Consider the following 26,761-nt stretch of genomic DNA (forward strand, 5'->3'; position numbering starts at 1 on the left):
GGACAACGTGCCACTGACGCCCTACCCGCACTTTCATGCACCTGGGAGCAGTTATGGCCTCGTCCTCGGACGTCACCTCGTCCTCCGACAACACACCAGAGAACCCGGAAAGCGGTTCCACGAGACGCGGACGCGTCCGGGCGCGCCGGGTCGCCGTGATGGCGGTGCCGGCCACCCTGGTCGCCGGCACCCTCGCGGTCCTCACCGCCGAGGGCGCGCTGGGCGTGCAGTTCGCCATCTCCGGCATGCCCTTCACGGTCACGGCGACCGAGCTCAACGGCACCGGATTCGAGCAGTTCGGCGGCCTCGACCACATGGCGCCGGGCAGCCCCAACGAGGGTGACACCGGCGGCCAGGTGCTGGTCGTCACGTCCGCGATCAAGAACGCGACGCTCACGAAGCTGTGCCAGAGCGTCGACCTCGGCGGCACGAACCTGCTCATCACCGCGGGCGCCGGGAAGGACAAGGTGACCGCGACCGATCTGACCACCGACTCGACCGAGCTGTCGGGCGACGCGGCGTTCGGCAACATCGAGATCGGCAACGACGCGAGCACCTTGACCAAGGCCGGTGTGAAGGGACCGATCGGTGTCTTCAGCCAGCAGGCGGACACCGTGTTCATCAAGGACCTGCGGCAGACCAACTACGCGACGACCGCCGGTGTGTTCAAGCTTCCGGGTCTGAAGCTCCGCTTCAGCAGCTCGGGTTGCTGATGAGCGAGCGACAGGGGTTCCGGCCGGCCTTCCGTCGTTGGCGGGCCGACCGGCCGTTCTGGGGCGGGGCCCTGCTGGCGCTGGGCGGGGCGTGGATCCTGCTCACGATGAAGGCGTCGCTGAAGGTCGTCCTGCAGGTCGGCATGCAGGGGCTGGCGGGGTATCTGCTGCCGGCGCTGATGGTGGTGCTGGGGTTGCTGGTGCTTTTCAACCCGGCGCAGCGGCTCTTCTACTCGATCACCGGGGTCCTGGTTTCGCTGGGGACCTGGCTCACGTCGAACCTGGGTGGGTTCTTCGTCGGGTTGTTGCTGGGTGTGGTGGGGAGTTGTCTCGCGTTCGGGTGGCTGCCGGACCAGGAGCCTCGGCGCAGTCGGCGAGAGCGGAGGAAGGAAGCGGCAACAGCGCCGTAGGGGCAGGTTTTGGGCCGGAAGCCAGCGGAAGGGCGGAGAGTCGAAGCCAGTAGGGGGAGAAGAGCGAGGAAGTCCCTCCCCCGGCGCTCTCCCCGGTGCAGCCCTCTTCCGCCGGCCGCGCCCTCCCTGTCCGCGGCTTTCTCGCCGCCGCCCTCCCTCGTCCCGCTCGTTCCCGCTGCCGGCCCTCCGCTGTCTTCGCCCTGCTCTCTCCCGTCAGCTCGCCCGTCCCGGCGGCGCGCCGGCGCAAGGAGGGGCGAGAAGCGCGAGGAGCGGGCGCGGAGGGGGCTGGTCGGGCCCACGCGGCGGAGCCGCACATCGATACAGCCCCGCGCCCCTTCGGCTGGCAGGATGCCGGCCAACTGACCAATGCTGTTGGAGGTTTCATGTCCACCGATCGCATCGACACCGAAACCGCCCACTCCGCCCGCATCTACGACTACATCATCGGCGGGAAGGACCATTACCCCGCCGATCGAGAAGCCGGCGACGCCATGGTCCGTGAATGGCCCGCGCTGCCCGTGCACATGCGGGCCAACCGGGACTTCATGAACCGGGCCGTGCGGTATCTCGCCGCCGAGGCCGGGATACGGCAGTTCCTCGACATCGGGACCGGGATTCCGACCTCGCCCAACATCCATGAGATCGCCCAGTCCGTGGCGCCCGGGTCGCGGGTCGTCTACGTCGACAACGATCCGCTCGTGCTCACGCTGTCCCAAGGGCTGATGTCCGGCACGCCCGAGGGACGGACGGCGTACGTGCAGGCCGACATGCTCGATCCGGCGGCCATCCTCGACTCGCCCGCCTTCCGGGAGACCCTCGATCTCGCCGAGCCCGTCGCGCTCACCGTCATCGCGATCGTGCACTTCCTGCTGGACGAGCACGATGCCGTGGGGATCGTACGGCGGCTGCTCGAACCGCTGCCCGCGGGGAGTTGCCTCGCGATGTCCATCGGCACGGCCGAGTTCGCGCCGGACGAGGTCGGCCGGGTCGCCCGGGAGTACGCGGCGCGGGGTATGCCGATGCGGCTGCGCACCCTCGACGAGGCCGGGGAATTCTTCACCGGTCTGGACCTCGTCGAGCCGGGCATCGTCCAGGTCCACAAGTGGCGCCCGGACGGCAGAGGCACCGAGGTGATCCGGGACGAGGACATCGCGATGTACGGGGCGGTGGCGCGCAAGCCGAGTTGACCCGGTTCGCGACCGCAAGCGGTGGGGGGTGGGCCGGAGCCCGGCCTGCCCTCCGGCCAGCGGTTCATCACGATGTGGGAGCAACGATTCACGCCATGTGGTTGCGCACTTGACTACCGGCGGTCACACGCGATTGGCTCCGCCTCAGCGAGAGTTCACAGGTCGGCGCACTCCCCCTCCCGGCACCGGCCGGCCTCTCGTTCGTTCCTCCGGCTCGGCCGCACAGCGAGGTGCCGCACCCTCATGAAGACCCCACCCCCCTCCTCCCGTTCCGCTCGCCTCGCGACCCTCACGGCCGCCGCCTGTCTGCTGCTGGCCGGCTGCTCCGCCGTCGGCGGGACCGACGACGAGTCGGGCGCGAACGCGGCGGCGGGCACCGCACGCATGAAGGTCGCCCTCATCGCCCACGGCGGCGAGGGCGACGCCTTCTGGGAGCTGGTACGCAAGGGCGCCCAGGCCGCGGCCGCCAAGGACGGCATCGATCTGACCTACGCGAGCGACTCGGACCCGACGCGGCAGGCCGATTTGATGCGGGACGCCATCCGGCGGAAGGTCGACGGCATCGCCGTGACGCTCGCCAAGCCGTCGGCGATGACGAGTCCGGTGACCGAGGCCCGGAGGGCCGGCATACCCGTCGTCGGTCTCAACTCCGGTATAGACGACTGGCAGTCCGCGGGGCTGCTGGGCTACTTCGGCCAGGACGAGAGCGTCACCGGCCGGGCCGTGGGCGGCAAGCTCGACGATCTGAAGGCCGAGCACACGCTGTGCGTCATCCACGAGCGCGGCAATGTCGCCCTGGAGGCACGCTGTGCCGGCGTGAAGAAGGCGTTCGGCGGCGAGACCGAGAACCTCTATGTCGACGGCAGCGACATGGACGCGGTGACCGCCACCGTCGCGGCCCGCCTGACGCAGGACCCGAGCATCGACGAAGTGGTCACGCTGGGCGCGCAGTACGCGCTGGCCGCGGTGAAGTCGACCGATGAGGCGCGCAGCAAGGCCCGGGTCGCGACCTTCGATCTGAACGAGGACCTGGTCAAGGCGGTCCAGGACGGCGACGTCCAGTTCGCGGTGGACCAGCAGCCGTACCTGCAGGGCTATCTCGCCGTCGACTCCCTCTGGCTGTACCGGACCAACGGCAACACCCTCGGCGGTGGCGAGGCCCCCGTGCTGACCGGGCCGGCGTTCGTCACCAAGGCGAACGTCGCCGCGGTCGCGAAGTTCGCGGCCAATGGGACCCGCTGACCGGACACTTCCGCCGCTGGTGTCGTCAAAGATTCGGTCAGGCGTGACACGTACGTCCACATGTACGGATAACATCCTGCGAACCCCCTGTGACGCATCGGACACGCGCTCACCCCCCTGCGCCGTCCACGTTCCGCTTGTCCCTCCCCTTGCGCACGTCCCCCATCCGCATGTCCCCCGCGTCGACCGCCCCCGCCCTTCGCTGATCGCCCTAGGACGACAATGTCTCCACGGACAGGTCCCCGGCGCCGCCTCGGCTCCATACGTCTCTCGCTGATCCTCCTCGCGCTGGTGCCCAGCGTCACGCTCGCCGCCGTCTGGAGCGTGACGACGATCCAGATGTTCTCGGAGGGGCTACGGCTGCGCTCGCAGACCGGGCTGAGCAAGTCGACGGGGGCCATGGGTACCGACGCGACGCTCGCCCTGCAGAAGGAGCGCGGTCTGTCGGCCGCGCTGCTGGCCGGTCAGAGCGGCGCCCGGACCGCCCTCGACGAGCAGCGGCAGCGGACCGACGCGGCGATCGCGAAGCTGGTCGGCCGGTCGGAGGCGTTCGCCGACGCCCCGTACCGCATCGGCGACCGGATGTACTCCGTCATCGCGGGGGTCGGAAGCCTCGAGTACTACCGGGACCAGGTCGACGACCTCACCGACATCTCCCCGCAGCAGGCACTCGACCAGTACACCTCGATCATCGACGACCAGATCAACGCCTTCCGCGAACTCTCCCAGGTCGACGACGGGAACCTCACCTCGCAGGCCGCCCCACTCGTCATGCTCGAGCAGGCGGCGGAGCTGGTGTCCCAGGAGGACGCGCTGCTCACCCTGGCGTGGCCGTCCGGGAAGCTCGAGGGGGAGGCACGGGCCCGGTTCACGGAACTGGTCAACGCGCGCCGATGGCTCCTCAAGGACCAGATAATCCCCTCCCTGAGCGGCAGTGTGAAGACCCAGACCGAGCGGATTCTCCAAGGGCCGGCGTGGCAGGCCCTGGAGGTCATCGAGAACGAGGTGCTCACGGCGCGCACAACGGGCCGCGGTGAGAACCTCGCCACCGTCCTGCCCGACGCGCGGAAGCAGTGGACCGGCGCGATCGACACACTCTCCGGCCAGTACACCGCTCTGATCCAGGAGCAGACCCGGGCCCTGCTCGACCGAACCGGCGACAAGGCGCGGTCACTGCTCATCCAGGCCGGCTCACTGAGCGTCGGCGGCCTCGTCGCCGTACTGGTGTGCGCCGTGATGTCCTGGCGCATCACCCGCTCCCTGTCCCGGCGGCTGCGCGGTCTGCGCATGGCCACGCTCAGCCTGGCAGAGGAGCGGCTGCCGGATGTGGTCGCCCGACTCGACCGCGGTGAGAAGGTCGACGTGGAGTCCGCCACCCCGCCGCTGGACTACGGCCACGACGAACTCGGCCAGGTCGCCAAGGCGTTCAACACCGCGCAGCGCACGGCCGTGCACACCGCCGTCGAACTCGCCGACATCCGGCGCGGCTTCCAGAAGATCATCCTCGGCATCGCCCGGCAGAGCCAGAACCTGGTCAACCTCCAGCTCACCAAGCTGGACGCGCTGGAGCGCGCGCACCAGGACCCCGAGGTGCTCAAGGGCCTGTACGAACTGGACTCCACCGCCAGCCAGTTGCGCCGCTACGAGGAGAACCTCGTCATCATCAGCGGGGAACGGCCGGGCCGCAGCTGGAGCGAGCCGGTCGCACTGATCGACATCCTGCGCAGCGCGGTCGGCGAGGTCGCCGAGTACCAGCGGGTGGAGGTGCACACCGAGGAGGAGGTGCATCTGGCGCCGCCCGCGGTGGCGGACGTCATCCATCTGCTCGCCGAGCTCATCGAGAACGCCACGCTGTACTCCCCGGCACCCGCGCCGGTCACGGTTCGGGCCGCGATGGTGGCCAAGGGCCTGGCCGTGGAGGTCGAGGACCGCGGTCTCGGCATGCCGGAGGAGGACTACGACTCCTTCAACGCCCAGTTGGCCGAGCCCCCGCAGTTCGATGTGGTGGCGCTCGCCGACGACCTGCGGCTCGGCATGTTCGTGATCGGCCGGCTGGCCCGGCGGCACGGCATCGCGGTCACGCTGCGCTCCTCGCCGTACGGCGGCACGACGGCGATCGTGCTGATCCCGCACGACGTCGTCGTACGGGACCTGCCGGCCCCGGACCGGGAGGAGGCGGAGCACACCGCTGCCGCCGAACCGGAGGAGCCCGTACGGGAGTCCCGCCCCGTCGTTCCGGCCCGCACCGCACCCGCCCCGGTCCCCGCACGCGGCGAAGGCCTCTCCCCGCTCCCCCGCCGCGTACCGCAGACCAGCCTGGCCGCCGAACTCCGGGAGGAGGCCGCGCCCGCCGAAGAGGACGGCCACGCCGACGAGTTCACCGCGGAACGCGCCGCCGCCTCCCTCGCCTGCTTCCAGCGGGGCACGCTCCAGGCCCGCGACGACACCGGCGACGGGGTCCCGGACGCCTCCACATCCGCCGACCACGAAGGCCCCGCCTCCACCGACCACCAGGACCCCGCCGTCCTCGCCGCGTTCCAGAGGGGCACCCCCCAGGCCCACGAAGACACCCGCGACGGGTCCCCGGACGCCTCCACATCCGCCGACCACGAAGGCCGCCCCGCCTCCACCGACCACCAGGACCCCGCCGTCCTCGCCGCGTTCCAGAGGGGCACCCTCCAAGCCCGCGACAACACCGGCGACGAGGTCCCGGACGCCTCCGGCACCGGCGAGGTCACGGACGCTTCCGAGGCCCACGGCCTGCGGAGCCCCTCCGCTTCCGAGACCCGCGACCTGCGGAGCCCCGCCGCTTCCGAGGCTCCGGATGTGCGGATCCCCGCCGCTCGGCGGGCGCGTGACGACGCGGCGCGCGAGGAGCCGCCCGCGGCCGACCCCGCCCCGTCCGCCGCCTCCCCCACGTCCTCCACCCCGCCCGCCGACCGCTCATGAAGGACATAGCCATGACACGCCCCACCCCCGCCACGGACACCCAGCTCGACCAGTTGCTCACCGGACTCGTGGAGCGGGTCGCCGACGTCAACCATGCCGTCGTCCTTTCCGAGGACGGGCTGGTGGTCAGCAAGTCCATCGGGTTCCTGCGCGACGACGCCGAGCGGCTGGCGGCGACCGCGTCCGGCCTGATGAGCCTCAGCAAGGGCGTGAGCATGGACTTCCGGGGCGGCCCGGTGCGCCAGGCGCTGATCGAGATGGCCAACAGCTATCTGATCCTGACGTCCGCCGGGCCGGGCGCCCACCTCGTCGTGCTCACCAACCAGGGCGCGGACGTCGGTGTGGTGGCGTACCAGATGAACATGCTGGTGAAGAAGATCGGCGAGCATCTGTCGGCGGCACCGCGGGCCCATGCCGGCCCTGGCGCGTGAGGTGGGCGGAGACGATACGGCGGGTCGGCTGGTACGGCTGTTCACGCTGACCGGCGGCCGAACGCGGCCCAGCCGCACCGACTTCACGCTCATCACGACGGTGACGGCGGTGGACCCGCCGCCGGAGCGCGCACCGCGGCCGCAGCCCGAGCAGGCGCGGATCCTGCGGCGCTGCGCCCGGCCGATCGCGGTCGCGGAGCTCGCGGCCCATCTCGACCTCCCGGTGAGCGTGGTCGCCATCATGCTCTGCGATCTGCTGGAAGCGGGCCTGATCACCGTGCACCCGCCGCACCCCGTCACCCCCCGCACCCCGGACCTGGACCTGCTGCAGAAAGTGAGGGACGGCCTTGGCCGGCTCTGAGACCACCGTGGAGGCGGTCGCGCCGCCCGACACGGTCAAGATCCTCATCGCCGGCGGCTTCGGTGTCGGCAAGACCACGATGGTCGGGTCGGTCAGCGAGATCGCACCGTTGCGCACCGAGGAGCCCCTGACCGTGGCGGGCTTGGGTATCGACGACCTCAACGGCATCGAGGAGAAGCAGGCCACCACCGTGGCCCTGGACTTCGGCCGGATCACCATCAGCCGCGAGCTGGTGCTGTATCTCTTCGGTACGCCCGGGCAGCAGCGGTTCTGGTTCATGTGGAACGACCTGGCGATCGGCGCGCTGGGGGCGGTGGTCCTGGTGGACGTCCGCCGGCCCGAGTCCAGCTTCGCGGCGATCGACTTCTTCGAGCGCCGGGGCATCCCCTTCGTCGTCGGCGTCAACGGCTTCCACGGCGAACACCCCTATCCCGCCGAGGACATCCGGGACGCCCTCGCGCTCCCGGCGGACGTACGGGTGCTGTTGTGCGACGCTCGGGAACGCGAGTCGTGCCGGGACGTGCTGATCGCTCTGGTCGACCAGTTGATAGTGGCGGCGAAGACGGCGTAGCCGTTCACATCGAACGCACAGTTGGCTGGCGGGAATCCGCCAAGGATGACCGGGTGATTGACGCGCCACCTGCCCTCTCCTAGCTTCTGGTCGATTAGTCGAACTCTGTTCGACATATCGACCAGAAGGCAGGATGGAAATCCCCCGCACCCCCTGGAGAGCCGCATGACCCACCCCTCCCGCAGACACTTCCTCGGCATGGCGGCGACCGTCCCGCTCGCCGCGACCGGTGCCCTGGCCCTCGACGCGGGAACCGCCCACGCCGCCGACTCGGCGTACGCGATGGTCTACTTCACCGAGTCCAACACCATGCTGGAGGCGAACTACAACCTCCATCTCGCCGTCAGTACCGACGGCCTGCGGTGGACGCCGCTCAACCAGAACAACCCCGTCGCCACCCCCACCCTCGGCGCCGGCGGCCTGCGCGATCCGTTCCTGCTGCGCAAGCAGGACGGCACGTTCGTCGTCCTCGCCACCGACCTCAGCGGCACGGACTGGACCCGCAACAGCGTCTACATCCACGTCTGGGACTCCACCGACCTGCGCACCTTCACCGGCTACCGTCTGCTGAAGCTGCACGACATGACCAACACCCACAGCTGGGCCCCCGAGGCCTACTGGGACGCCGCACGCGGCCAGTACGGCATCCTCTACTCGTCGGTGAACAGCAGCGGCCACAACGTCATCATGGTCAGCTACACGACCGACTTCCGTACGACGACCAGCCCCCAGGTCTTCTTCGACCCCGGGTACGACGTCATCGACGGCAACCTCACCATCGGCGTGAACGGCGTCAACTACCTGTACTTCAAGAGGAACGGCACCCTGGTCGGCGCCCGCTCGACGACCCTGAACCCCGGCAGCTTCACCCCGTTCAGCACCGCGGTCGCGCACGGCGGCACCGAGGCCCCGACGGTGGTGAAGTCCCTGACCGGCAACACCTGGTACCTGTGGGGTGACACCTACACGCCGAACGGCGTCTTCTACGCCTGGCAGAGCAGCGACCTCGCCTCAGGCACCTGGACGGCCGTGGACCAGAAGCTCTACACCCAGCCGCTCAACTCCAAGCACTGCGGCATCCACCCGATCACGTCGACCGAGTACAGCAACCTCATCGCCAGATGGGGCGCCCCCGCCTGGAACCGGCTCAAGTCGTACAACTACCCGGCCCGTTACGTCCGGCACAGCGGATTCGTGGGCCGGATGGACGAGTACCCCTTCGACCCGTTCCCCGACTCGCAGTGGAAGCTCGTGCCGGGCCTCGCCGACTCCGCCGGAGTATCGCTGCAGTCGGTCAACTACCCGACCCGTTACCTGCGGCACTACAACTACGCCCTGCGCCTGGACGAGAACGACGGCACGTCGACGTTCGCCGGGGACGCGACCTTCTACCGGACGGCCGGGCTCGCCGACGCCTCCTGGACGTCGTTCCGCTCGTACAACAACCCCACGCGCTACATCAGGCACGCGAACTACGCCCTGCGCATCGACCCGGTCTCCACGACCGCCGAGCGCCAGGACGCCACCTTCCACGTCGGCTACTGAGCAGGCCGACGGCGGGGTTGCGGCGATACCGCAGCCCCGCCGGACAGGCCGTCGGTCAGCCCAGGCCGGCCGACTTCAGCCAGGCCTTGGCCACGTCGAGCGGGTCCTTGCTCTCCAACTGGACCTGGGCGTCCAGGTCGAGGAGCGTCTTGGTGTCCAGCTTGGCCGAGACCGCGTTGAGCGCGTCGACGCCCTCCTGGGAGAGGCCGCTCTTGTAGACCAGCGGGGTCACGTTGGCGAAGCCGAAGAGGTTCTTCGGGTCCTGCAGGACGACGAAGCCCTCCTTGGTGATGGTCGGGTCCGTGGTGAAGATGTCCGCCGCCTGCACGGTGTTCTTCGCCAGCGCCGCCTGGGTCAGCGGGCCGCCCGCGTCCAGCGCCTTGAAGGACTTGAACTCCAGGCCGTACTCGGACTCCAGGCCCTTCAGGCCCTGCTGCCGGGTCTGGAACTCGGGCGAGCCGCCGATCACCAGCTCCGGAGCGATGTCCTTGAGGTCCTCGAGGCTGGACTCGGCCGTCAGCTTGTACTTCTTCGCCGTCTCCGCGTTGACGCTGACCGAGTCCTTGTCCTCGGCCGGCGAGGACTCCAGCAGCGTCAGCTTGGCGTCCAGCTTGCTCTTCACCGCGGCGTTCACGGCGTCGGCCGACTTCTGCTCCGCCTTCGGGTCGAGGTAGGCGAGCAGCGAGCCGTTGTACTCCGGCAGGACGGTGATGGAGCCGTTCTTGAGCAGGCCGTAGGTGGTCTCCCGGCTGCCGATGTTGGGCTTGTAGGTGACCTTGATGCCCTTGGCCTTGAGAGCCTCGCCGTAGATGTCGGCGAGCAGGATGCTCTCGGCGAAGTTGTTGGAGCCGACGACGACGGTGTCGCCGCTCGCGCCGTCCTCGGCGAGCGGGTCGGACTTGTCGGAGGAGGAACATCCCGCCAGCAGCGCCACGGCGGCGGCGAGCGCGACGGCGGCCGCGCCGGGACGGTTCCTGAGGGACCTGCTGCGTGAGGCGGTGAAAGTCACGATTCCCGTTCCGGATTCAGTGGGTTGGGAGAGCTCTTCCACTGATCCAATCCAGCCGGTTCTCGGTCAGTCAAGAGCGGTCAGGTCACCGATTGGCCTCAAAAAACGGAAGGTAACGGGCAGTTGCGCTTCGATGTGAAGACGGGACGCTTGGGGTGCAGGGGGCCGTAATGGATTCTTGACGTACAGTTCCGATCACGGTGATCAAGGGGCGGTACTGTCCCACGGACAGAGCCGATCCATACTCGAACAACTGCGGTCACGTGAGACTTCGCGCACCGTGTGACGCCCACGAAGGAGGCAGGGTGGCCACTGACGAAGTGGGCGTGCCTCGTCCGCGTCGGCCACGCGGCTCCGCCGTCCGCTGGCCCTTCCGGCGCAAGCTCAACCTTCTCGTCGGTGTGCCGCTGACCGTGGTCGCGGCCCTCCTCGCCTACCTCATCGCCGACCAGACCGCGCAGTCGCGCGACGCGGCGGACGCCGCCCGGCTGGTCCGGGAGAGCGCCGAGGTCGCCACGCTGGTCGACCGGCTGGCCGCCGAGCACCAGCAGGCCGTCCTGCTCTCCGTGCGGCACGAGGCCACCGAGGGCGGCGCGCCCTCGTCCACCGCCTATCGCATCGCCCAGTCCGGGGTGAACGCCCAGGTCGACCGGGTGCGCGAGGCGTTCGGGGACCGGCTGCCGGAGACCGAGGCGCAGGCGCTGCGGGGCGTCGAGGGCCTGAGCAGCCTGCGGGACACCGTCGAGCGGCAGTATCTGCCCGCCGAGAACATCGACCCCGCCTACACCCACGCCACGCAGGCGCTGATCGACGGCCTGGCGCTGGACCGCAACCCCGATCTCGCGACCACCTTCACCGGCAACCTGCTCGACTCGCTGCTGCGCGCGGGCGCCGCGCACAGCGCCTTCGAGACCGGCGTGTTCTCCGCGTCGACCGGTGACTCCAACGCGCTCCTCGAGTTCATCGGCGCGATCGGCTCCTACGACGAGTACACCCACCAGGCCGACCGGTTCGCCCGGTTCGCCACCGAGGCGCAGGCCGCCCAGCTCTCCGGGATCAAGTACACCGCCGCCCAGACCGTCATCAGCCGGCAGTTCGCCGAGCTGCAGATCGACCCCGGCTCGGTGCAGGGCGGCTCGCCCGCCGAGATCCGCGAGTCGCTCGAGGAGGCGCTCGACTCCTACTCCGCCTACCGGGACCAGGCCAGGACCCGGCTGGCGATCACCACGTCGCTCATCGGCCAGATCGCCGACCGGGCGGACGACGCCTCCGAGGAGGCCGCGTGGAACGCGGTCCTGCTGCTCGGGCTGGCGCTGCTCGGCCTCGCCGTGTGGCTGGTCCTCGCGATGCTGGTCCGCCGCTCCGTGGTCCGGCCGGTGCAGGCCCTCACGGGTGCCGCCCGGCAGGTCGCCGACGTCGCCGAGCGCGAGCTGGCCCGGGTGGCCGACGACGACGCCGAGGACGACGGTCCGCCCCGGCTCAGCGCGATCCCGGTCACGGCACGCGACGAGATCGGCGAACTCGCCGAGGTGTTCAACCAGGTGCAGCAGACGGCGGTCGCGCTGCTGGAGCGGCAGGTCCTCAGCCGGCGCAACGTCGCCGAGATGTTCGGCAACGTGGGCCGCAGGGTCAGCAACCTGACGACCCGCCAGCTGGCTCTGATCGACGCGGTGGAGCGCGGCGAGACCGACCCCGCGCTTCTGGAACGCCTCTACTCCATCGACCACATCGCGGTACGCCTGCGCCGCAACGCCGACAGTCTGATGCTGCTCGCCGGCATCCACGAGGCGGACCTGGACGCCGGTCCCACCGCGCTCACCAATGTCGTACGCGCCTCACTCGGCCAGATCGAGGGCTACCAGCGGGTGGAGCTGCGCGCGCGGACCGAGGCCATGGTGGAGCCGGAGGTCATCGGCGACCTCACGCTGATGGTGGCCGAACTCCTGGAGAACGCCGTGTCGTTCTCGCCGGAGGGCCGCCCGGTCGAGGTGTCCGTGGCGAACGGCGAGCACGGCGGCGCGGTGATCGTCGTAGCCGACCACGGCCTCGGCATGAGCCCCGAGCGCCTCGACGAGGAGAACGCCCGCCTGATCCGCCGCGAGCGACTCGACCTGGTGCCGACGAAGGTCCTGGGCCTGTTCGTGGTCGGCACGCTGGCCCGCCGCTGGGAGATCACGGTCACCCTGTCCCGTACACCGGGCGGCGGTGTGACGGCCGAGGTGACCGTACCGCCGTCGCTGCTGGTGACGGGGAGCACTACGGGGGCCACGGCCTTGGCCGCGCTGGCGGCGGTGGCCGGCGGAGCGGGCTCGGGCTCGGGCTCGGGCTCCCAGACGATCCTCCCCGACGCAACGGACCCCGACGTCTCCGACGACTCCGCCGGGACGCTGTCGGCCTCCGCCACCGGGCCCCGGCCCTCGGTCTCCGCGCAGGCGGATGCCGCGCACCGGGACGCCGTACGGCCGGACGCCGATGCGGACGGCGATGGGCTGCGGCCGCTGCCCCGCCGGGTCTCGCGGCGGGGAGCCACCTCGGCCGGTACGGCGCGCTCGACCGCGCCTGCGGACAGGAGCACGGCGCCGCCCTCCGGGGCCGTGCCGGACGACGCGCCGTCCATTCCCGAGGCCCGCGCCGAGCAGTTCCCCGCGGCCGGCCGGCCGCAGGCCGAGGACAGCGGCGCGGCGCCCGCCGACCACGCCCGGGCCGACCAGCCCGACCCCTCGCCACGAGCCAGAGCCGACCAGCACACCTCGGCTCACGTGGCCGTGGCGGACGAGCACCCCTCCCCCGCCACGGACCGGACAGATCAACCACCCACCCCCGTCGGAGCCCGGAGCCCGCGCACGCCCGCCCCTTCAGCGCCCGCCCCTGACGCGGCATCAACGGGCCGTTCGGCATCCGGTGAAGACCCCGCCGCCGGTCGCCCCCTGCGTCGCCGCGTCCGGGGCGCGACCCTGCGTACGCCGGGCGGCTCCTCCGCCCAGCAGGCCGTGCCGCGACAGGGCGTGCGGGCCGTGGACGCGGAAGCCGTGCGGGCGGCGATCGAGGAGTTCGAGGCTGCCGTGGAACGCGCGCACCGTGACAGCCGGCACGGCGGCGATCGAGCGGGCACCGGAGCACCCTCCGCCCCGGCCGCACCCCCAACCCCCCATACGCAGGACCAGAACGACCCCCCGGAAGGAGCGGAGCAGTGAGCACGTCGACAGGTGGCACCCCGGCGGGAGGCACCACGCCGGCCGAACTGCAGGCCGCCGCAGCCGACTTCACATGGCTGCTGAATCGCTTCGCGACCGAGACGGCCGGCGTCGTGGACGCCATCGCCGTCTCGTCCGACGGACTCCTCATCGCCGTGTCCGAACTGCGGGAGCAGGCCGACTCCGAGCGGCTCGCCGCGATCGTCTCCGGCATCACCAGCCTGGCCGCCGGCGCGTCCGGCAACTACGGCCTCGGCGGTCTCAACAAGGTCATCATCGACCTGGAGGGCGGCCACGTCCTGGTCTCCGCGATCGGCAGCGGCGCCGTGCTCGGCGTCGTCACCGACAAGGAGGCCAAGCTGGGCAACATCGCCTACGAGATGACCGTGTTCGCCAACCGCGCCGGCGCCGCCCTCAGCCCGCAGCTCGTGCTGGAGCTGAAGAACAACGTCGGCGCCGCGTCGGGCCGCTGACCGGGCCGACCCGGTCGAGAAGGACGGACAACCCATGGCGGACGGCACCCCACCGCCGGACCCGAGCGGCCCGGACGCGGTCGGCCCCGCCTCCGCCGTACGGCCGTTCCTGGTCACCGCGGGCCGGGTGGCGGCCGGCGGTGACGGCCCGTCGATGCCCGTCGAGACCCAGGTGGTGGCCACCGCCGAGGGGCTCGACGCGCTCGACCGGCTCGCCTTCGAACGGCACGACATCGTCGCCGTGTGCCGGCTGCCGCAGTCCATCGCGGAGATCGCGGCCCGGCTGCGGCTGCACCTGAACGTGGTGCGCGTCCTCGCCGAGGATCTGCGCGCCGCGGGGCATTTGACGGTGCACGTGCCCGACTCCGGCGTCGTCCACGACGCTTCCGTCCTGCGCAGGGTCATCGAGGGCCTGCGCGCCGTCCCCGACTCACGAGGGGTACTCAGTGACACCGACTGAACCGGCCACCGTCCCAGCCGCGCGGTCGGCCGCCGTACGACCGCCGCTGCCGGTGAAGATGGTGATATCGGGCGGCTTCGGCGTGGGCAAGACCACCACGGTCGGCTCGATATCCGAGATCGAGCCGCTGACCACCGAGGCCGCCATCACGGAGGTCGCGGCGGGTGTGGACGACCTCACCCACACCCCGCGCAAGACCACGACCACCGTGGCCATGGACTTCGGCTGCCTCACCATCGACCCCACGCTGAAGCTGTATCTGTTCGGCACGCCCGGTCAGGAGCGGTTCGGCTTCATGTGGGACGACATCGTCGAGGGCGCGGTCGGCGGGCTCGTCATCGTCGACACCCGCCGCCTGGACGACTGCTACGCCGCCGTCGACTACTTCGAGCACAAGGGCATCCCCTTCGCGGTCGCCGTCAACGCCTTCGACGGCAGGGTCGAGCACACCCTGGAGGAGGTCCGCTGGGCCCTCGACGTCACCGACGGCGTCCCGGTCCTGGTCTTCGACGCCCGCGAGCGGGGCTCGGTACGGGACGCCCTGCTCGTCGTACTGGAACTGGCCCTGGCCCGCACGGAGGGCTGACGCGCCCAGGGCCCAGGGTTCGTCCCGCTAGCCGCGCCTGCGCACCCCCGGCGACACCGTGATCCGTCCCACCGCCCAGAACACCGCGAGCGTGGTCAGAGCCATGGCGGCCACCAGCGTGGCGCCGCCCACGACCTTCTCGTAGTCGCGCTGGTAGAGGCCGTCGATGATGTAACGGCCGAGGCCGCCGAAGCTGACGTACGCGGCGATGGTGGCCGTCGAGACGATCTGGATGGCCGCCGAGCGCAGTCCGCTGAAGATCAGCGGGAGGGCCATGGGCAGTTCGACCCGGAACAGGACCCCGGCCTCGCCCATGCCCATGCCGCGGGCCGCGTCCACCGGTGCGGGGTCGACGGAGCGCATCGCCTCGTACGTGGTGACGAGGATGGGCGGGACGGCGAGCACCACCAGCGGGATCATCACGGGCGCCATGCCCAGGCCGAGCAGGATGAACATCAGCACCATCAGGCCGAAGCTGGGCAGCGCCCGGGCGGAGGTGGCGATGAGGGCGAGCGTGTTGCCGCCGCGCCCGGTGTGACCCGTGAGCAGGCCGACCGGCAGTCCTACGGCGGCGGCGATGGCGAGCGCCATCAGCGTGTACTGGACATGCTCGGCGACCCGCGTCGGGATGCCGTCGTAGCCCTGCCAGTGGGCGCTGTCGTTGAAGAAGGCGCTGATGAAGTTGAGTACGTTCACCGGGCGGCCTCCTTGGCGACGAGCGTCCGTGAGCCCTTGCGGGTGCCGCGGGGCATCCAGGGCGTCAGCAGGACACGCAGAACGATCAGCAGGGCGTCAACGAGGATGGCGAGGACGGCCGTGCCCAGCACCGAGAGCCACACCAGGCGGGGCTGGTCGTACTTCAGGCCGGCGTCGAGCATGTTGCCGAGGGCGCCCTCGTTGCCGATCAGCATGCCGACGCTGACGAGGGAGATGCTCGACACGGACGCCACCCGCAGTCCGGCGAGGATCGCGGGCGCGGCGATGGGCAACTGCACCTGGAGATACCGTCGTACGGGCCCGAGGCCCATGGCGGTGGCCGCGGCCAGGGTCTCCTGCGGCACCGACCGCACACCGTCCACGATGGCGGGGACCAGTACGACCAGGCTGTAGACGGCCAACGGGATCATCACCGTGAGCTCACTCAGGCCGGTGTAGTCGATGAGGATGACGAAGAACGCGAGTGACGGAATGGCGTAGAGCACGGTCGTCACCCACATCACCGGCGGGTACAGCCACCGGAAGCGGACGCACAGCTGTGCCACGGGCAGTGCCACGAGCAGCCCGGCGAGCACCGGGAGCAGTGCTTCGCGCAGGTGCAGTCCCACCAGGCCGAAGTAGCTGTGCTCCAGGTAGCTGGGCATGTCGAAGAGCTCGTTCATGGCGCGACCTTCTGGGCCGTGGCCGTGCCGTCGGCGCTGCGCTCCGCGTGCGCTCCGCGGATGGCCTCGCCGATGGTCACCTGCGAGACCACTCCGGCGGCGCGCCCCTCGGTGTCCACGGCGACGGCCCATCCGGTGGGCGAGAGCACGGCACAGTCGAGGGCGGCCCGCAGTGAGTCCGTACCGGGCACGAACGGCCGCCCGTAGGGCAGCAGTCGATCCGTCTCGATCTCCCCGGCGGTGAGATCCCCCGGCTCGCTCCAGCCGAGGGGCTTGCCGTCCGGGTCGGTGACGAGGAGGTAGGGGACGTCGCCCGAGCCCGCGGCGGCGATCCGCTCGGCGGTGGCGTCGATGGCGACGATCGGCTCCGTCAGCAGCTCCAGGCCCGCCGAGGGGAAGAACGACAGCCGCCGGATGCCGCGGTCGGCGCCGAGGAAGTCCTCCACGAACTCGTCGGCGGGGTGGGAGAGCAACTCGGCCGGCGGGGCGAACTGGGCGAGGTGGCCGCCGGTGCGCATCACGGCGACCATCGTGCCGAGCTTGACGGCCTCGTCGATGTCATGGGTGACGAAGACGATGGTCTTGCCCAACTCGTCCTGGATGCGCAGGAGTTCGTCCTGCAGTCCCTTGCGCACCACGGGGTCGACGGCCGAGAACGGCTCGTCCATCAGCAGCACCGGCGGATCCGCCGCGAGCGCCCGCGCCACGCCGACGCGCTGCTGCTGGCCGCCGGACAGCTGGTACGGGTACCGCTTGGCGAGCGCCCCGTCGAGCCCGACCCGCTCCATCAACTCCCGTGCCCGGGCCCGGGACTTCTCCTTGCTCCAGCCGAGCAGGCGGGGCACGGTGGCGATGTTGTCGAGGATCGTGCGGTGCTGGAAGAGACCGGCGTTCTGGATGACGTAACCCATGGACCGGCGCAGGGTGTTGACGGGCTGCTGCCGGATGTCCACGCCGTCGAGGAGGATGGCGCCCTCGCTGGGCTCGACCATCCGGTTGATCATCCGCAGCGTTGTCGTCTTTCCGCAGCCAGACGGCCCCACGAGCACGGTGATCGAGCGATCGGGTATCTCCAGCGACAGCCGGTCGACCGCCACCGTGCCGTCCGGGTACCGCTTGGTGACTGAATCTATCCGTATCAAAACGCCGAATACCCTTCGGGTTTGGCAGAGGTTGCCCGCTTTCGACCACGGGCCCCGGCAGTTGAAGCTCGAGTCTAGACCGCTTGTATTGCGGGATCTTTGCTGTGACCTGCCTGAGAGTCCGCTGATGCTCACCCTCCCTTCAGAACGGCCACAGGTACCGCACAGCAGCGGCCCGATCGTCACCGCCTGGACGCCTCCGACGTCGGCTGAGGGCTGCGCAGGGCGGCGAAGGAACGACCGCCCGCCGTCCACCGGTCGACGGCACTCCAGCCGGCGCGCTCAGCGTGCCGCAGCAGGGCGGGCGTGCCGAGCCGGGCCCAGGGGAAGGGGGCTCCGGGGGCGCCACGGGCGTCGGTGACATGGACCTGGACCCGCTCGTCGAGGTCCAGGTCCGGCACCGTCTCGGCGATCAACAGGCCGCCGCGAGCCAGAAGTTGCACCATCCGGTCGAGCAGGGCCGCGGGGTCGCCGCCGATGCCGACGTTGCCGTCCATGAGGAGGGCGGTGCCCCAGCGGCCCTCGCCGGGGAGCGGGTCGAAGACGGACCGGCGCAACGCCGGGCCACCGAGCCGTACGGTGCGTGCGACGGCGGCCTCGCTGACGTCGATGCCGAGCACCTGGCGCCCCTGCCGCGCCAGCGCCGCCACCATCCTCCCGGGTCCGCAACCGACGTCCAGCACCGCGCCCTCACACCGCCGCAGCACCTCCAGATCCGCCGCGTCGACCGCCGCGCACCACCGCTCCACGTCCAACGGCAGCAGCCAGCCGTCGGCACGGCGCAGGAAGAGGGGGCCCTGGCCGGTGCGGAGGGCGTGCGCGTAGGGGTCGGCGGACCAGGTTCGGTCGGGCGTGGGGTGGGTGGACGAGGATCGGGGGCCGGGGGTGAACGGGCCGAGTGTGCGGGTGCCGGCGTCGGCCGGGACCAGTGGCGGTGCGTCGTCGGTGCCGGGACCCGCCGCGGGCTGTCGTGCCGGGCCGTCGGTCGTGGTGTCCTGGCAGGGGCCGACCCCGGTCGGCCCCGCCTGTCGCGCGATCCACGCCGCCGTGGCCTCCCGTACCTCCCGCAGCCCGCTCATCGGCCCGCCGCCGGAGACAGCCGCGCCAGCGCCTCGGCGAAGCGGCCGCCCGGCGCCGCCTCGGCGACCAGGTCGGCGTCGTATGCGGTGTCGACGTCCCGCAGGCGGGGCAGGTCGCGCACGCGCAGATCCGCGAGCCGGGCCCGCTGTACGGCGCCTGTGTGCGGTGTCGACATCGGCACGCCCCGCAGCCGTGACGGGTCCGGCGCGGCCAGGCCCAGGGCCCAGAAGCCGCCGTCCTCGGCGGGGCCGAAGTACGCGTCGCAGTCCGCCCAGTCCACGGTCAGCAGCTCCGGCGTCACCTGCGGGGTGTCCATGCCGATGAGCAGGGCCGGGCCGGTGCAGCCCGCGAAGGCGTCGGCCAGCCGTTCGTCGAGACCGCCCGCGCACTGCCGTACGACGTCGAAGCCGGGCGGCAGCCAGGGGCCCGGCGTCCCGTCCAGGACCAGCACCCGGCGCCGGGCGGGCGTCCGCGCCACGGCGTCGAGGGTGTCGGCGAGTGCCGCTTCCGCGAGCACGGCGGCCTCGTCGGGCGTGAAGGGCGGGGTGAGTCTGGTCTTCACCCGGCCCGGGCGTGGCTCCTTGGCGATGACGAGGAGCGTGGTCACGGGCGGGCCCCTTCCCGGACGTTCCCGCCGACCGGTTCCTCGGCCAGCACCCGGTTCATGTCCCGCACCGCCTGCCAGGTGCCGCGCCACGTCCCGGTCACCTTCGAGGCACCCGTGCGCGGGCGGTACGGCACGTCGAACTCGGCGATCCGCCAGCCCGCGTCGGCGGCGCGCACCACCATCTGGAGGGGGTAGCCGCTGCGCCGGTCCGTCAGGCCGAGGGCGAGCAGGGGCGCGCGGCGGGCGGCGCGCAGGGGGCCCAGGTCGTGCAGGCACAGGCCGGTTCGGCGCCGGAGGAGGCGGGCCAGGGCGAGGTTGGCCGCGCGGGCGTGCGGCGGCCAGGCGCCGCGTCGCTGGGGGCGGCGCCGGCCGAGGACGAGGTCGGCCTCGTCGGCCACCAGGCGCCGTACGAAAGGCACCAGGTCGCCCGGGTCGAGCGAGGCGTCGCAGTCGCAGAAGCACACGATGTCCGCCGTGGCCGCGCTCAGGCCCGCGTGGCAGGCGGCGCCGAAGCCGCGCCGCGCCTCTCGTACGACGGTCGCGCCGAGGGCGTGCGCGATGTCCGCCGAGCCGTCGGTGGAGCCGTTGTCCACGACGAGCGCCCGCCAGCCGGGCGGGATCCGGTCCAGGACCCAGGGCAGCGCCTCGGCCTCGTCGAGGCAGGGAAGCACGACGTCCACGGACGCCGGGTGCGGGTCACTCGCTCGTGGGGATGAGGTCGTCACGGCATTCACCCTACGAGCGAGAATCGGGCATATCGGACTGCGGCTCCTTACGAAACAAGGACGTCGGAGCCGGACGGCGACACACGCGCGCGTGGGGTGCGAGGCTGGCGGCATGGAGCAGCAACAGCCGAACGCGCAGGCCGGGGCCCGGGTCCTCGTCGTGGACGACGACCCGACCGTCGCCGAGGTCGTCTCCGGGTACCTGGACCGCGCCGGTTACGTCGTGGACCACGCCGGCGACGGCCCCGACGCCCTCGCCCGGGCCGCCGCGCACTGGCCCGACCTCGTCGTCCTGGATCTGATGCTGCCCGGCATGGACGGCCTGGAGGTGTGCCGGCGGATGCGCGGCCGGGGACCCGTGCCGGTCATCATGCTCACCGCGCGCGGCGACGAGGACGACCGGATCCTCGGTCTCGAGGTGGGCGCCGACGACTACGTGACCAAGCCCTTCAGTCCCCGCGAACTCGTCCTGCGCGTCGAGTCGGTGCTGCGCCGCGCCCGCCCGGGCCACGCCCAGCCGCGGGACGTACTGCACGCGGCGGGTCTCTCGGTCGACCCGGCGGCCCGTCGCGCCCTCAAGGACGGCGCCGAACTCGCCCTCACCATCCGCGAGTTCGACCTCCTCACGTTCTTCCTGCGCCACCCGGGCCGGGTCTACAGCCGCGAGGACCTGATGCGCGAGGTGTGGGGCTGGGACTTCGGCGACCTGTCGACCGTCACCGTCCACATCCGCCGGCTGCGCGGCAAGGTCGAGGACGATCCGGCCAGGCCCCGGCTCATCCAGACCGTGTGGGGTGTCGGCTACCGCTTCGACACCACCGGCTCCGCTTCCGAAGGGGAGGCGTGACCGTGCGCGACACCCTCCTGATCGCCCTCTTCGCCTTCCTCGGCGCCGCGGCCGCCGGAGTGCTCGGCGCCTGTGTGCTCCGGCTGATCCGGCGCCGCTCGCTCATCGCGCATCTCGCCGTGGTCGCGGGCGTCGGCGTGCTGGCCATGCTCGCGGGCACGCTCGCCGTCGCGCAGGCGATGTTCCTGTCCAGGCACGACCTCACCGTCGTCACGACCGTCGTCGCCATGGCGGCCGTCGTCTCCCTGGCCACCGCGGTGCTGCTCGGCCGCTGGGTCGCCGCCCGCAGTCACGCCCTGGCCCTGGCCGCCCGCTCCTTCGGCGACGGCGGCGACTTCACCTCGCCGGACGGCCCCGCCACCGCCGAACTCGCCGCGCTCAGCCGCGAGTTGGAGGCGACCAGTGCGAAACTCGCCGAGTCCCGCGAGCGTGAGCGGGCCCTGGAGTCCTCCCGGCGCGAGCTCGTCGCCTGGATCTCCCACGACCTGCGCACCCCGCTGGCCGGCCTGCGCGCGATGGCGGAGGCCCTGGAGGACGGAGTGGCCGCCGACCCCGACCGCTACCTGAAGCAGATCCGGATGGAGGTCGAGCGCCTCAACGGCATGGTGGGCGACCTGTTCGAGCTGTCCCGCATCCACGCGGGGACGCTGGCGCTGAGCCCGAGCCGGATCTCCCTGTACGACCTCGTCGGCGACGCGCTCGCGGGCGCGGACCCGCTGGCGCGCGAGTGCGGGGTACGGCTGGTCGGCGGGCGGGTGGAACCCGTTCCGGTCGAGGTGGACGGCAAGGAAATGAGCCGGGTGCTGGGCAATCTGCTGGTCAACGCCATCCGCCGGACACCGGCCGACGGTACGGTCGCCGTCGCCGCCGAGCGCTCGCCCGAGGGCGTCGTGCTGTCCGTGACCGACGGCTGCGGCGGCATTCCCGAGGAGGACCTGCCGCGCGTGTTCGACACGGGCTGGCGCGGTACGCATGCCCGTACGCCCCCGGCCGGGGCCGGTCTGGGTCTCGCCATCGTGCGGGGCATCGTGGAGGCACACGACGGGCTGGCCACGGTACGCAACGTCCCCGGTGGCTGCCGTTTCGAGGTGGTGCTGCCCACCGCCGCTTCCTGAAGGCGGGCAGCACCACCGGTCATGGGCGGTCACGCACCCCGCAGGCCGGCTTCCGCGAACTCCCGCATCCCCTCCGCGAACCCCACCTGCGCCTTCCACCCCAGCCGAGCCCGCAGCCGCGACGAGTCCGCCGTGATGTGCCGTACGTCGCCCAGGCGGTACTCCCCGGTCACGACGGGCTCGGGGCCGCCGTGGGCCGCCGCGAGCGCGTGTGCCATCTCGCCGACGGTGTGCGGGTCGCCGCTGCCGGTGTTGTACGCCGTGAGGGCGCCCTCGGGCAGCGCCGCCGAACTCGCCTCCAGGGCGACCACGTTGGCGGCGGACACGTCCCGTACATGGACGAAGTCCCGCCGCTGGCGGCCGTCCTCGAAGACCCGCGGTGCCTCGGCGCGTGCGAGTGCCGAGCGGAAGAAGGAGGCGACCCCGGCGTAGGGGGTGTCGCGGGGCATGCGGGGCCCGTAGACGTTGTGGTAGCGCAGCGACACCGCCGTTCCGCCCGTGGCCCGCGCCCATGCCGCCGCCAGGTGTTCCTGGGCGAGCTTCGTCGTCGCGTACACGTTGCGCGGATCGACCGGGGCGTCCTCTGCGACCAGGCCCGGGGCGAGGTCGGCACCGCACACCGGGCAGGGCGGCTCGAACCGGCCCGCGTCCAGGTCGGCGACGGCACGGGGGCCCGGCCGCACCACGCCGTGCCGGGCGCACTCGTACCGTCCCTCCCCGTACACCACCATCGACCCGGCCAGCACCAGCCGCCGTACGCCCGCGTCGGCCATGGCGGTGAGCAGCACGGCCGTACCGAGGTCGTTGCGCGAGACGTACTCCGGGGCGTCCTGGAAGCCGGCGCCGAGGCCGACCATCGCCGCCTGGTGGCACACGGCGTCGACGCCGGTCAGGGCTCGGCGGACGGCGTCGGGATCGCGTACGTCCTGCTCGGGGTCGGCACGGACGTCGTACACGACGGGCTCGTGACCACGCTCCGCGAGCGCCTCGACGACATGGGACCCGATGAACCCGGCACCGCCGGTGACCAGTACGCGCATGGGCCGACGCTAAGGCGAGGACCCGCGCCCGTGTCCGCTCCACGCCCGCCATGTCACGGGTTCGTAAGAGCTTCGTCCGCCAGCGGAACCGTCACCGTGAACACCGTCGCCCCGGGCTCGCTGGTCAGGTCGATCCTGCCGCCGTGCGCCCGCACGAGTGACTGCGCGACCGCCAGCCCCAGCCCGCTGCCGCCCCGGTCCCGGCTGCGGGCCTTGTCGACGCGGTAGAAGCGGTCGAAGACCCGTTCCCGGTCGGCGGGCGGGATGCCGGGGCCGGCGTCGGCTATGCGGACCTGGGCCGTGTCGTTCGCCATCGACACCGCGACGGACACCGGCGTCCCGGCCGGGGTGTGCATCGCCGCGTTGGTGAGGAGGTTGTCCAGGACCTGGCGGATGCGCTGGGGGTCCAGGCGCAGCTTCAGGGAGCCGGGGCCGGGAGCGACCGTCAGCGGGTGGTCGGCGTGGGTGACCAGGAAGGCGTCGGCGGCCTGCTCGACCAGCTCCACCAGGTCCGCCTCCTGCGGCCGCAGCGGCGTCTCCACCTCGGCTGCGTCCAAGCGGGCGAGCAGCAGCAGGTCGTCCAGCAGGAATCCCATGCGGGCGGCCTCGGCGCGCAGGCGGGCCAGGTGCTTGTCGCGTTCCTCGGGGGCGTTGGCGGCCGCGTACTGGAACAGGTCGGCGTAGCCCCGTACCGACATCAGCGGCGTACGCAGCTCGTGCGAGGCGTCCGCCACGAAGCGGCGCAGGCGCTGCTCCGCCTCCGCCCGCACCACGAGCGAGTCGTCGATGTGCTCCAGCATCCTGTTGAACGCGGTGCGCAGCTCCTCGACCTCGGGCCCGCCGCCGCGCCCGCCATGCCGTACCGGCAGCCGCCCCGTGTCCGTCAGGTCGTGCGAGGTGATGTCGTGGGCGGTGTGCGCCATGTCGCTGAGCGGCTGCAGGCCGCGGCGCAGCATGCTCCGCCCGAACACCACGAGGGCCAGCAGCGCGAGCCCGAACGTGACCACCTGGATGGTGATCAGCTGGCCCACGGTGTCCTCGATCTCGTCCATGGGCGCGGCGCTGACCAGCACCACGCCGGGCTCGACCTCGCAGGCGCGCAGCCGGTAGTCGCCCTTGCCCTTGAGGTGCCCGGTGCGCACGACCTCCGTGGCCGCGGTGGTCTGCGCCCGGGCCAGGGCGGTGAAGTCGTCGACGTCGTCCGGCAGGTCGGCGGGGTCCTCGGGCCTGCGGAGCACGGCCTTGCCGTCGGACACGTCGTACACGGCGTAGAACCAGCTGTAGTACTTCTTGCCGGTGAGCGTGCCGTAGTCCGCGATGCTCTTGGACTGGGCGATCTGGCCCTGCGCCAGCTGGGTGTCGAGCTGGGCGGACAGATAGTCCCGCATGTACGTCGTCAGGGCCGTGCCGACGACGCCGAACACCACCAGCGACAGCACGCCGAGTCCCAGCGCCAACCGGGTCCCGAGCCGCATCCCGCGATACGCCCGCCGCAGCCGCCCGATCACTCGGCCGCCTGCCGGATCACGTACCCGAAGCCGCGCACCGTGTGGATCAGCGGTGCGCCGGTGTCGTCGAGCTTGCGGCGCAGTCGGCTGACGACCAGCTCGACCACGTTGGAGCGGCCGCCGAAGCCGTACTCCCACACGTGGTCGAGGATCTGCGCCTTGGTGAGGACGGTCGGTGACTTGCGCATCAGGTAGCGCAGCACCTCGTACTCGGTGGGCGTGAGGGTGAGCAGCTTGTCGCCGCGGCGCACCTCGCGGGTGTCCTCGTCCATCGTGAGGTCCGCCACCCGAAGGATGGAACGCTGGAAGCCGGGGCCGGAGCTGCGGCGCAGCACCGTCCGCAGCCGGGCCATCAGCTCCTCCACCGCGAACGGTTTGACCAGGTAGTCGTCACCGCCCCGGGTCAGGCCGGCCACCCGGTCGGCGACCCCGTCGCGGGCGGTGAGGAACACCACGGGCACCATGGTCCCCGCTGCGCGCAGCCGGTCCAGGACGCCGAAGCCGTCGACGTCGGGCAGCATGAGATCCAGCACCACGATGTCCGGATGGAACTCGGCGGCCAGCCGCAGCGCCTCCTCACCGGAGTTCGCGGTGACCGCCGCCCAGCCCTCGTAGCGGGCGACCGTCGCGACGAGATCGGCGATGGGCGGGTCGTCGTCGACGACCAGCAGGCGTACTTTCTCCACCCGTTCATAGTGCGGCACCCGGCGGCGGTCCTCGGGGGCGGGTGGGCGGCCGCGACCACATCGATAAACACTTGAAAGAACAACGACAGCTTTTCGACAGCACCCTCCGGACAAGCTCGGAAGCCACAGACGAGATCAAGGAGCTGTCGCCGTGACGACCGTCCAATCGCCCCCTGCGCCCCCCACGGCGATACGCCCCAGGGTGGTCGCCCGCACGGGTCTGTACGCCGTGCTGGCCGCGAACCTGGCCGTGGTCCTCTACTTCTTCTTCGCCGCCGGCTTCGCCTCGAACACGCTCATCGTGCTCGGCCGGCTGACCGGCCTGTTCGGCGCGCTGCTCATGGCGTTCCAGCTGGTGCTGGTGGCCCGGCTGCCGTGGCTGGACCGCCGGATCGGCATGGACCGCCTGACCTCCTGGCACCGCTGGACCGGCTTCAGCGTCCTGTGGGCCCTGCTCGCGCACGCCGTCTTCATCACCTTCGGCTACGCGGAGGCCTCCTCGCTGGACCCGGTGAACCAGCTGATCGACCTGGCCGAGACGGTCGAGGGCGTGCTGCGCGCCGTCGTCGCGCTGGGGATCATCATCGTGATCGGCGTGGTGTCGGCCCGGTTCGCGCGGCGCAAGCTGGCGTACGAGACGTGGCACTTCATCCACCTGTACACCTACGTCGCGGTGGTCCTGGCGTTCACGCACCAGGTCGCGGTCGGTACGTCCTTCACCTCGTCGTCCGCCGCCACGGCGTACTGGTACGCGGTGTGGGGCGTCGCGCTCGGCTCCGTCCTCGTGGGCCGGCTGGTGCTGCCGCTGTGGCGGAACTGGCGCCACCAGTTCCGTGTCTCGGCGGTCGTCCCCGAGTCCGACAACGTGGTCTCCGTCTACATCACCGGCCGTGACCTGGACAAGCTGCCCGCGCGGGCCGGCCAGTTCTTCCTGTGGCGGTTCCTGACGAAGGACCGCTGGTGGCAGGCCAACCCCTTCTCCCTGTCGGCCGCGCCCGACGGCCGCACACTGCGGCTCACCGCCAAGGCGGCCGGTGACGGCTCGGCGGCCCTGCGGCACATGAAGGTCGGCACCCGTGTCTTCGCCGAGGGCCCCTACGGCGCCTTCACCGCGCTGCACCGCACCCGGCCGGAGGCCGTGCTCATCGCCGGCGGCGTCGGCGTCACCCCGATCCGGGCGCTGCTGGAGGAGCTGCACGGGCACGCGGTCGTGATCTACCGCGTCGCCTCGGACCGGGACGCGGTCCTGTACGGCGAACTGGTGGAACTGGCCCACGCCAAGGGCGCCGAGCTGCACCTGGTGAGCGGCCCGGTCACGCCGGACAAGCTGGCCCCGGCCGAGCTGCGGCGGCTCGTTCCGGACATCACGGACCGGGACGTGTTCCTGTGCGGACCGCCGCCCATGATGAACGCGGTGATCGGCAGCCTGCGCGAGCTGGGCGTGCCCAAGCAGCAGGTCCACTTCGAGCGTTTCAGCCTGGCCGGCTGACAAGGACGAGGA

The 26,761-nt window shown here is 71.6% G+C and carries 26 protein-coding genes; 16 read left to right on the forward strand and 10 right to left on the reverse strand.

Annotated features, from left to right (window positions below; all coding sequences use genetic code 11):
* Window positions 1-53 precede the first annotated feature (53 nt).
* The 9 genes from IF78_RS0135535 (at window position 54) to IF78_RS0135575 (ending at window position 9,409) form a co-directional block, all read left to right on the forward strand.
* Window positions 54-713: a DUF6230 family protein gene (locus IF78_RS0135535; RefSeq protein WP_031486900.1), complete on the forward strand. Its 660-nt coding sequence runs from the start codon at window positions 54-56 to the stop codon at window positions 711-713.
* Entirely contained in the window at window positions 713-1,123 is a 411-nt protein-coding gene (locus IF78_RS0135540) for a DUF6114 domain-containing protein (RefSeq protein WP_107050080.1), read from the forward strand. Before IF78_RS0135535 ends, IF78_RS0135540 begins: the two co-directional genes overlap by 1 nt.
* 383 nt (window positions 1,124-1,506) lie before the next feature.
* Window positions 1,507-2,310, forward strand: coding sequence for an SAM-dependent methyltransferase (locus tag IF78_RS0135545; RefSeq protein WP_031486902.1), 804 nt, complete (start codon window positions 1,507-1,509; stop codon window positions 2,308-2,310).
* Between the two features lie 243 nt (window positions 2,311-2,553).
* The gene (locus tag IF78_RS0135550) at window positions 2,554-3,552 is read left to right on the forward strand and encodes a substrate-binding domain-containing protein (protein WP_031486903.1); all 999 of its coding nucleotides are present in this window, start codon (window positions 2,554-2,556) and stop codon (window positions 3,550-3,552) included.
* Window positions 3,553-3,774: 222 nt separating this feature from the next.
* Window positions 3,775-6,501 (forward strand): sensor histidine kinase, encoded by a 2,727-nt coding sequence (locus IF78_RS0135555; RefSeq protein WP_031498617.1) that lies wholly within the window; start codon window positions 3,775-3,777, stop codon window positions 6,499-6,501.
* 11 nt (window positions 6,502-6,512) lie between these two features.
* Window positions 6,513-6,932 (forward strand): roadblock/LC7 domain-containing protein, encoded by a 420-nt coding sequence (locus tag IF78_RS0135560; RefSeq protein WP_031498619.1) that lies wholly within the window; start codon window positions 6,513-6,515, stop codon window positions 6,930-6,932.
* On the forward strand, window positions 6,913-7,293 hold the full coding sequence (locus tag IF78_RS0135565) for a DUF742 domain-containing protein (RefSeq protein WP_199921453.1): 381 nt from the start codon (window positions 6,913-6,915) through the stop codon (window positions 7,291-7,293). The genes IF78_RS0135560 and IF78_RS0135565 overlap by 20 nt, the downstream gene beginning before the upstream one ends.
* Window positions 7,280-7,864, forward strand: a complete 585-nt coding sequence (locus IF78_RS0135570) for a GTP-binding protein (protein ID WP_031486906.1) — start codon at window positions 7,280-7,282, stop codon at window positions 7,862-7,864. The genes IF78_RS0135565 and IF78_RS0135570 overlap by 14 nt, the downstream gene beginning before the upstream one ends.
* A 165-nt stretch (window positions 7,865-8,029) precedes the next feature.
* Window positions 8,030-9,409 carry a glycoside hydrolase family 43 protein gene (locus IF78_RS0135575; protein ID WP_031486907.1) on the forward strand — a complete coding sequence of 460 codons (1,380 nt, stop codon included), beginning with the start codon at window positions 8,030-8,032 and terminating at the stop codon, window positions 9,407-9,409.
* Window positions 9,410-9,464: 55 nt separating this feature from the next.
* Here the strand turns inward: IF78_RS0135575 and IF78_RS0135580 are convergent, their stop codons facing one another.
* Window positions 9,465-10,418: an ABC transporter substrate-binding protein gene (locus IF78_RS0135580; protein ID WP_031486908.1), complete on the reverse strand. Its 954-nt coding sequence runs from the start codon at window positions 10,416-10,418 to the stop codon at window positions 9,465-9,467.
* Between the two features lie 305 nt (window positions 10,419-10,723).
* On the opposite strand from IF78_RS0135580, the gene IF78_RS0135585 reads away from it, so the two are divergent.
* The 4 genes from IF78_RS0135585 to IF78_RS0135600 are packed head-to-tail and all read left to right on the forward strand — an operon-like array spanning window position 10,724 to window position 15,131.
* Window positions 10,724-13,612 (forward strand): sensor histidine kinase, encoded by a 2,889-nt coding sequence (locus IF78_RS0135585; protein ID WP_031486909.1) that lies wholly within the window; start codon window positions 10,724-10,726, stop codon window positions 13,610-13,612.
* Complete coding sequence (locus IF78_RS0135590; protein WP_031486910.1) at window positions 13,609-14,085, forward strand: roadblock/LC7 domain-containing protein; 477 nt, start codon at window positions 13,609-13,611, stop codon at window positions 14,083-14,085. Before IF78_RS0135585 ends, IF78_RS0135590 begins: the two co-directional genes overlap by 4 nt.
* 34 nt (window positions 14,086-14,119) lie before the next feature.
* Window positions 14,120-14,545: a DUF742 domain-containing protein gene (locus tag IF78_RS0135595; RefSeq protein WP_031486911.1), complete on the forward strand. Its 426-nt coding sequence runs from the start codon at window positions 14,120-14,122 to the stop codon at window positions 14,543-14,545.
* Window positions 14,532-15,131 (forward strand): GTP-binding protein, encoded by a 600-nt coding sequence (locus tag IF78_RS0135600; protein ID WP_031486912.1) that lies wholly within the window; start codon window positions 14,532-14,534, stop codon window positions 15,129-15,131. The genes IF78_RS0135595 and IF78_RS0135600 overlap by 14 nt, the downstream gene beginning before the upstream one ends.
* Window positions 15,132-15,158: 27 nt before the next feature.
* Here the strand turns inward: IF78_RS0135600 and IF78_RS0135605 are convergent, their stop codons facing one another.
* From IF78_RS0135605 to IF78_RS0135630, 6 genes are all read right to left on the reverse strand, one after another.
* Window positions 15,159-15,827, reverse strand: coding sequence for an ABC transporter permease (locus tag IF78_RS0135605; protein WP_031486913.1), 669 nt, complete (start codon window positions 15,825-15,827; stop codon window positions 15,159-15,161).
* Window positions 15,824-16,510: an ABC transporter permease gene (locus IF78_RS0135610; protein WP_031486914.1), complete on the reverse strand. Its 687-nt coding sequence runs from the start codon at window positions 16,508-16,510 to the stop codon at window positions 15,824-15,826. Before IF78_RS0135610 ends, IF78_RS0135605 begins: the two co-directional genes overlap by 4 nt.
* Window positions 16,507-17,652 (reverse strand): ABC transporter ATP-binding protein, encoded by a 1,146-nt coding sequence (locus IF78_RS0135615; RefSeq protein WP_078662704.1) that lies wholly within the window; start codon window positions 17,650-17,652, stop codon window positions 16,507-16,509. Before IF78_RS0135615 ends, IF78_RS0135610 begins: the two co-directional genes overlap by 4 nt.
* Before the next feature lie 182 nt (window positions 17,653-17,834).
* Entirely contained in the window at window positions 17,835-18,731 is an 897-nt protein-coding gene (locus tag IF78_RS0135620) for a class I SAM-dependent methyltransferase (RefSeq protein ID WP_324617299.1), read from the reverse strand.
* Window positions 18,728-19,339 carry a TIGR04282 family arsenosugar biosynthesis glycosyltransferase gene (locus tag IF78_RS0135625; RefSeq protein ID WP_031486917.1) on the reverse strand — a complete coding sequence of 204 codons (612 nt, stop codon included), beginning with the start codon at window positions 19,337-19,339 and terminating at the stop codon, window positions 18,728-18,730. Before IF78_RS0135625 ends, IF78_RS0135620 begins: the two co-directional genes overlap by 4 nt.
* Window positions 19,336-20,073: a glycosyltransferase family 2 protein gene (locus IF78_RS0135630; protein WP_078662705.1), complete on the reverse strand. Its 738-nt coding sequence runs from the start codon at window positions 20,071-20,073 to the stop codon at window positions 19,336-19,338. Before IF78_RS0135630 ends, IF78_RS0135625 begins: the two co-directional genes overlap by 4 nt.
* 103 nt (window positions 20,074-20,176) lie before the next feature.
* Between IF78_RS0135630 and IF78_RS0135635 the strand changes: the two genes are divergently transcribed.
* Both IF78_RS0135635 and IF78_RS0135640 read left to right on the forward strand, forming a co-directional pair.
* On the forward strand, window positions 20,177-20,911 hold the full coding sequence (locus tag IF78_RS0135635) for a response regulator transcription factor (RefSeq protein WP_031486919.1): 735 nt from the start codon (window positions 20,177-20,179) through the stop codon (window positions 20,909-20,911).
* Between the two features lie 2 nt (window positions 20,912-20,913).
* Complete coding sequence (locus IF78_RS0135640) at window positions 20,914-22,026, forward strand: sensor histidine kinase (RefSeq protein ID WP_031486920.1); 1,113 nt, start codon at window positions 20,914-20,916, stop codon at window positions 22,024-22,026.
* 29 nt (window positions 22,027-22,055) lie between these two features.
* Here IF78_RS0135640 and IF78_RS0135645 read toward each other — a convergent pair whose 3' ends face one another.
* Genes IF78_RS0135645 through IF78_RS0135655 form a run of 3 tightly spaced genes read right to left on the reverse strand, consistent with a single transcriptional unit; the run spans window position 22,056 to window position 25,260 of the window.
* Window positions 22,056-23,066, reverse strand: coding sequence for an NAD-dependent epimerase/dehydratase family protein (locus tag IF78_RS0135645; protein WP_031486921.1), 1,011 nt, complete (start codon window positions 23,064-23,066; stop codon window positions 22,056-22,058).
* A gap of 53 nt (window positions 23,067-23,119) precedes the next feature.
* Complete coding sequence (locus IF78_RS0135650; RefSeq protein WP_031486922.1) at window positions 23,120-24,574, reverse strand: sensor histidine kinase; 1,455 nt, start codon at window positions 24,572-24,574, stop codon at window positions 23,120-23,122.
* The gene (locus tag IF78_RS0135655; RefSeq protein WP_031486923.1) at window positions 24,571-25,260 is read right to left on the reverse strand and encodes a response regulator transcription factor; all 690 of its coding nucleotides are present in this window, start codon (window positions 25,258-25,260) and stop codon (window positions 24,571-24,573) included. Before IF78_RS0135655 ends, IF78_RS0135650 begins: the two co-directional genes overlap by 4 nt.
* 151 nt (window positions 25,261-25,411) lie before the next feature.
* On the opposite strand from IF78_RS0135655, the gene IF78_RS0135660 reads away from it, so the two are divergent.
* Entirely contained in the window at window positions 25,412-26,749 is a 1,338-nt protein-coding gene (locus IF78_RS0135660; RefSeq protein ID WP_199921454.1) for a ferredoxin reductase family protein, read from the forward strand.
* Window positions 26,750-26,761: the final 12 nt, after the last annotated feature.

Origin of the sequence: Streptomyces bicolor (assembly GCF_000719285.1) — a bacterium.
Lineage (GTDB): Bacteria > Actinomycetota > Actinomycetes > Streptomycetales > Streptomycetaceae > Streptomyces > Streptomyces bicolor.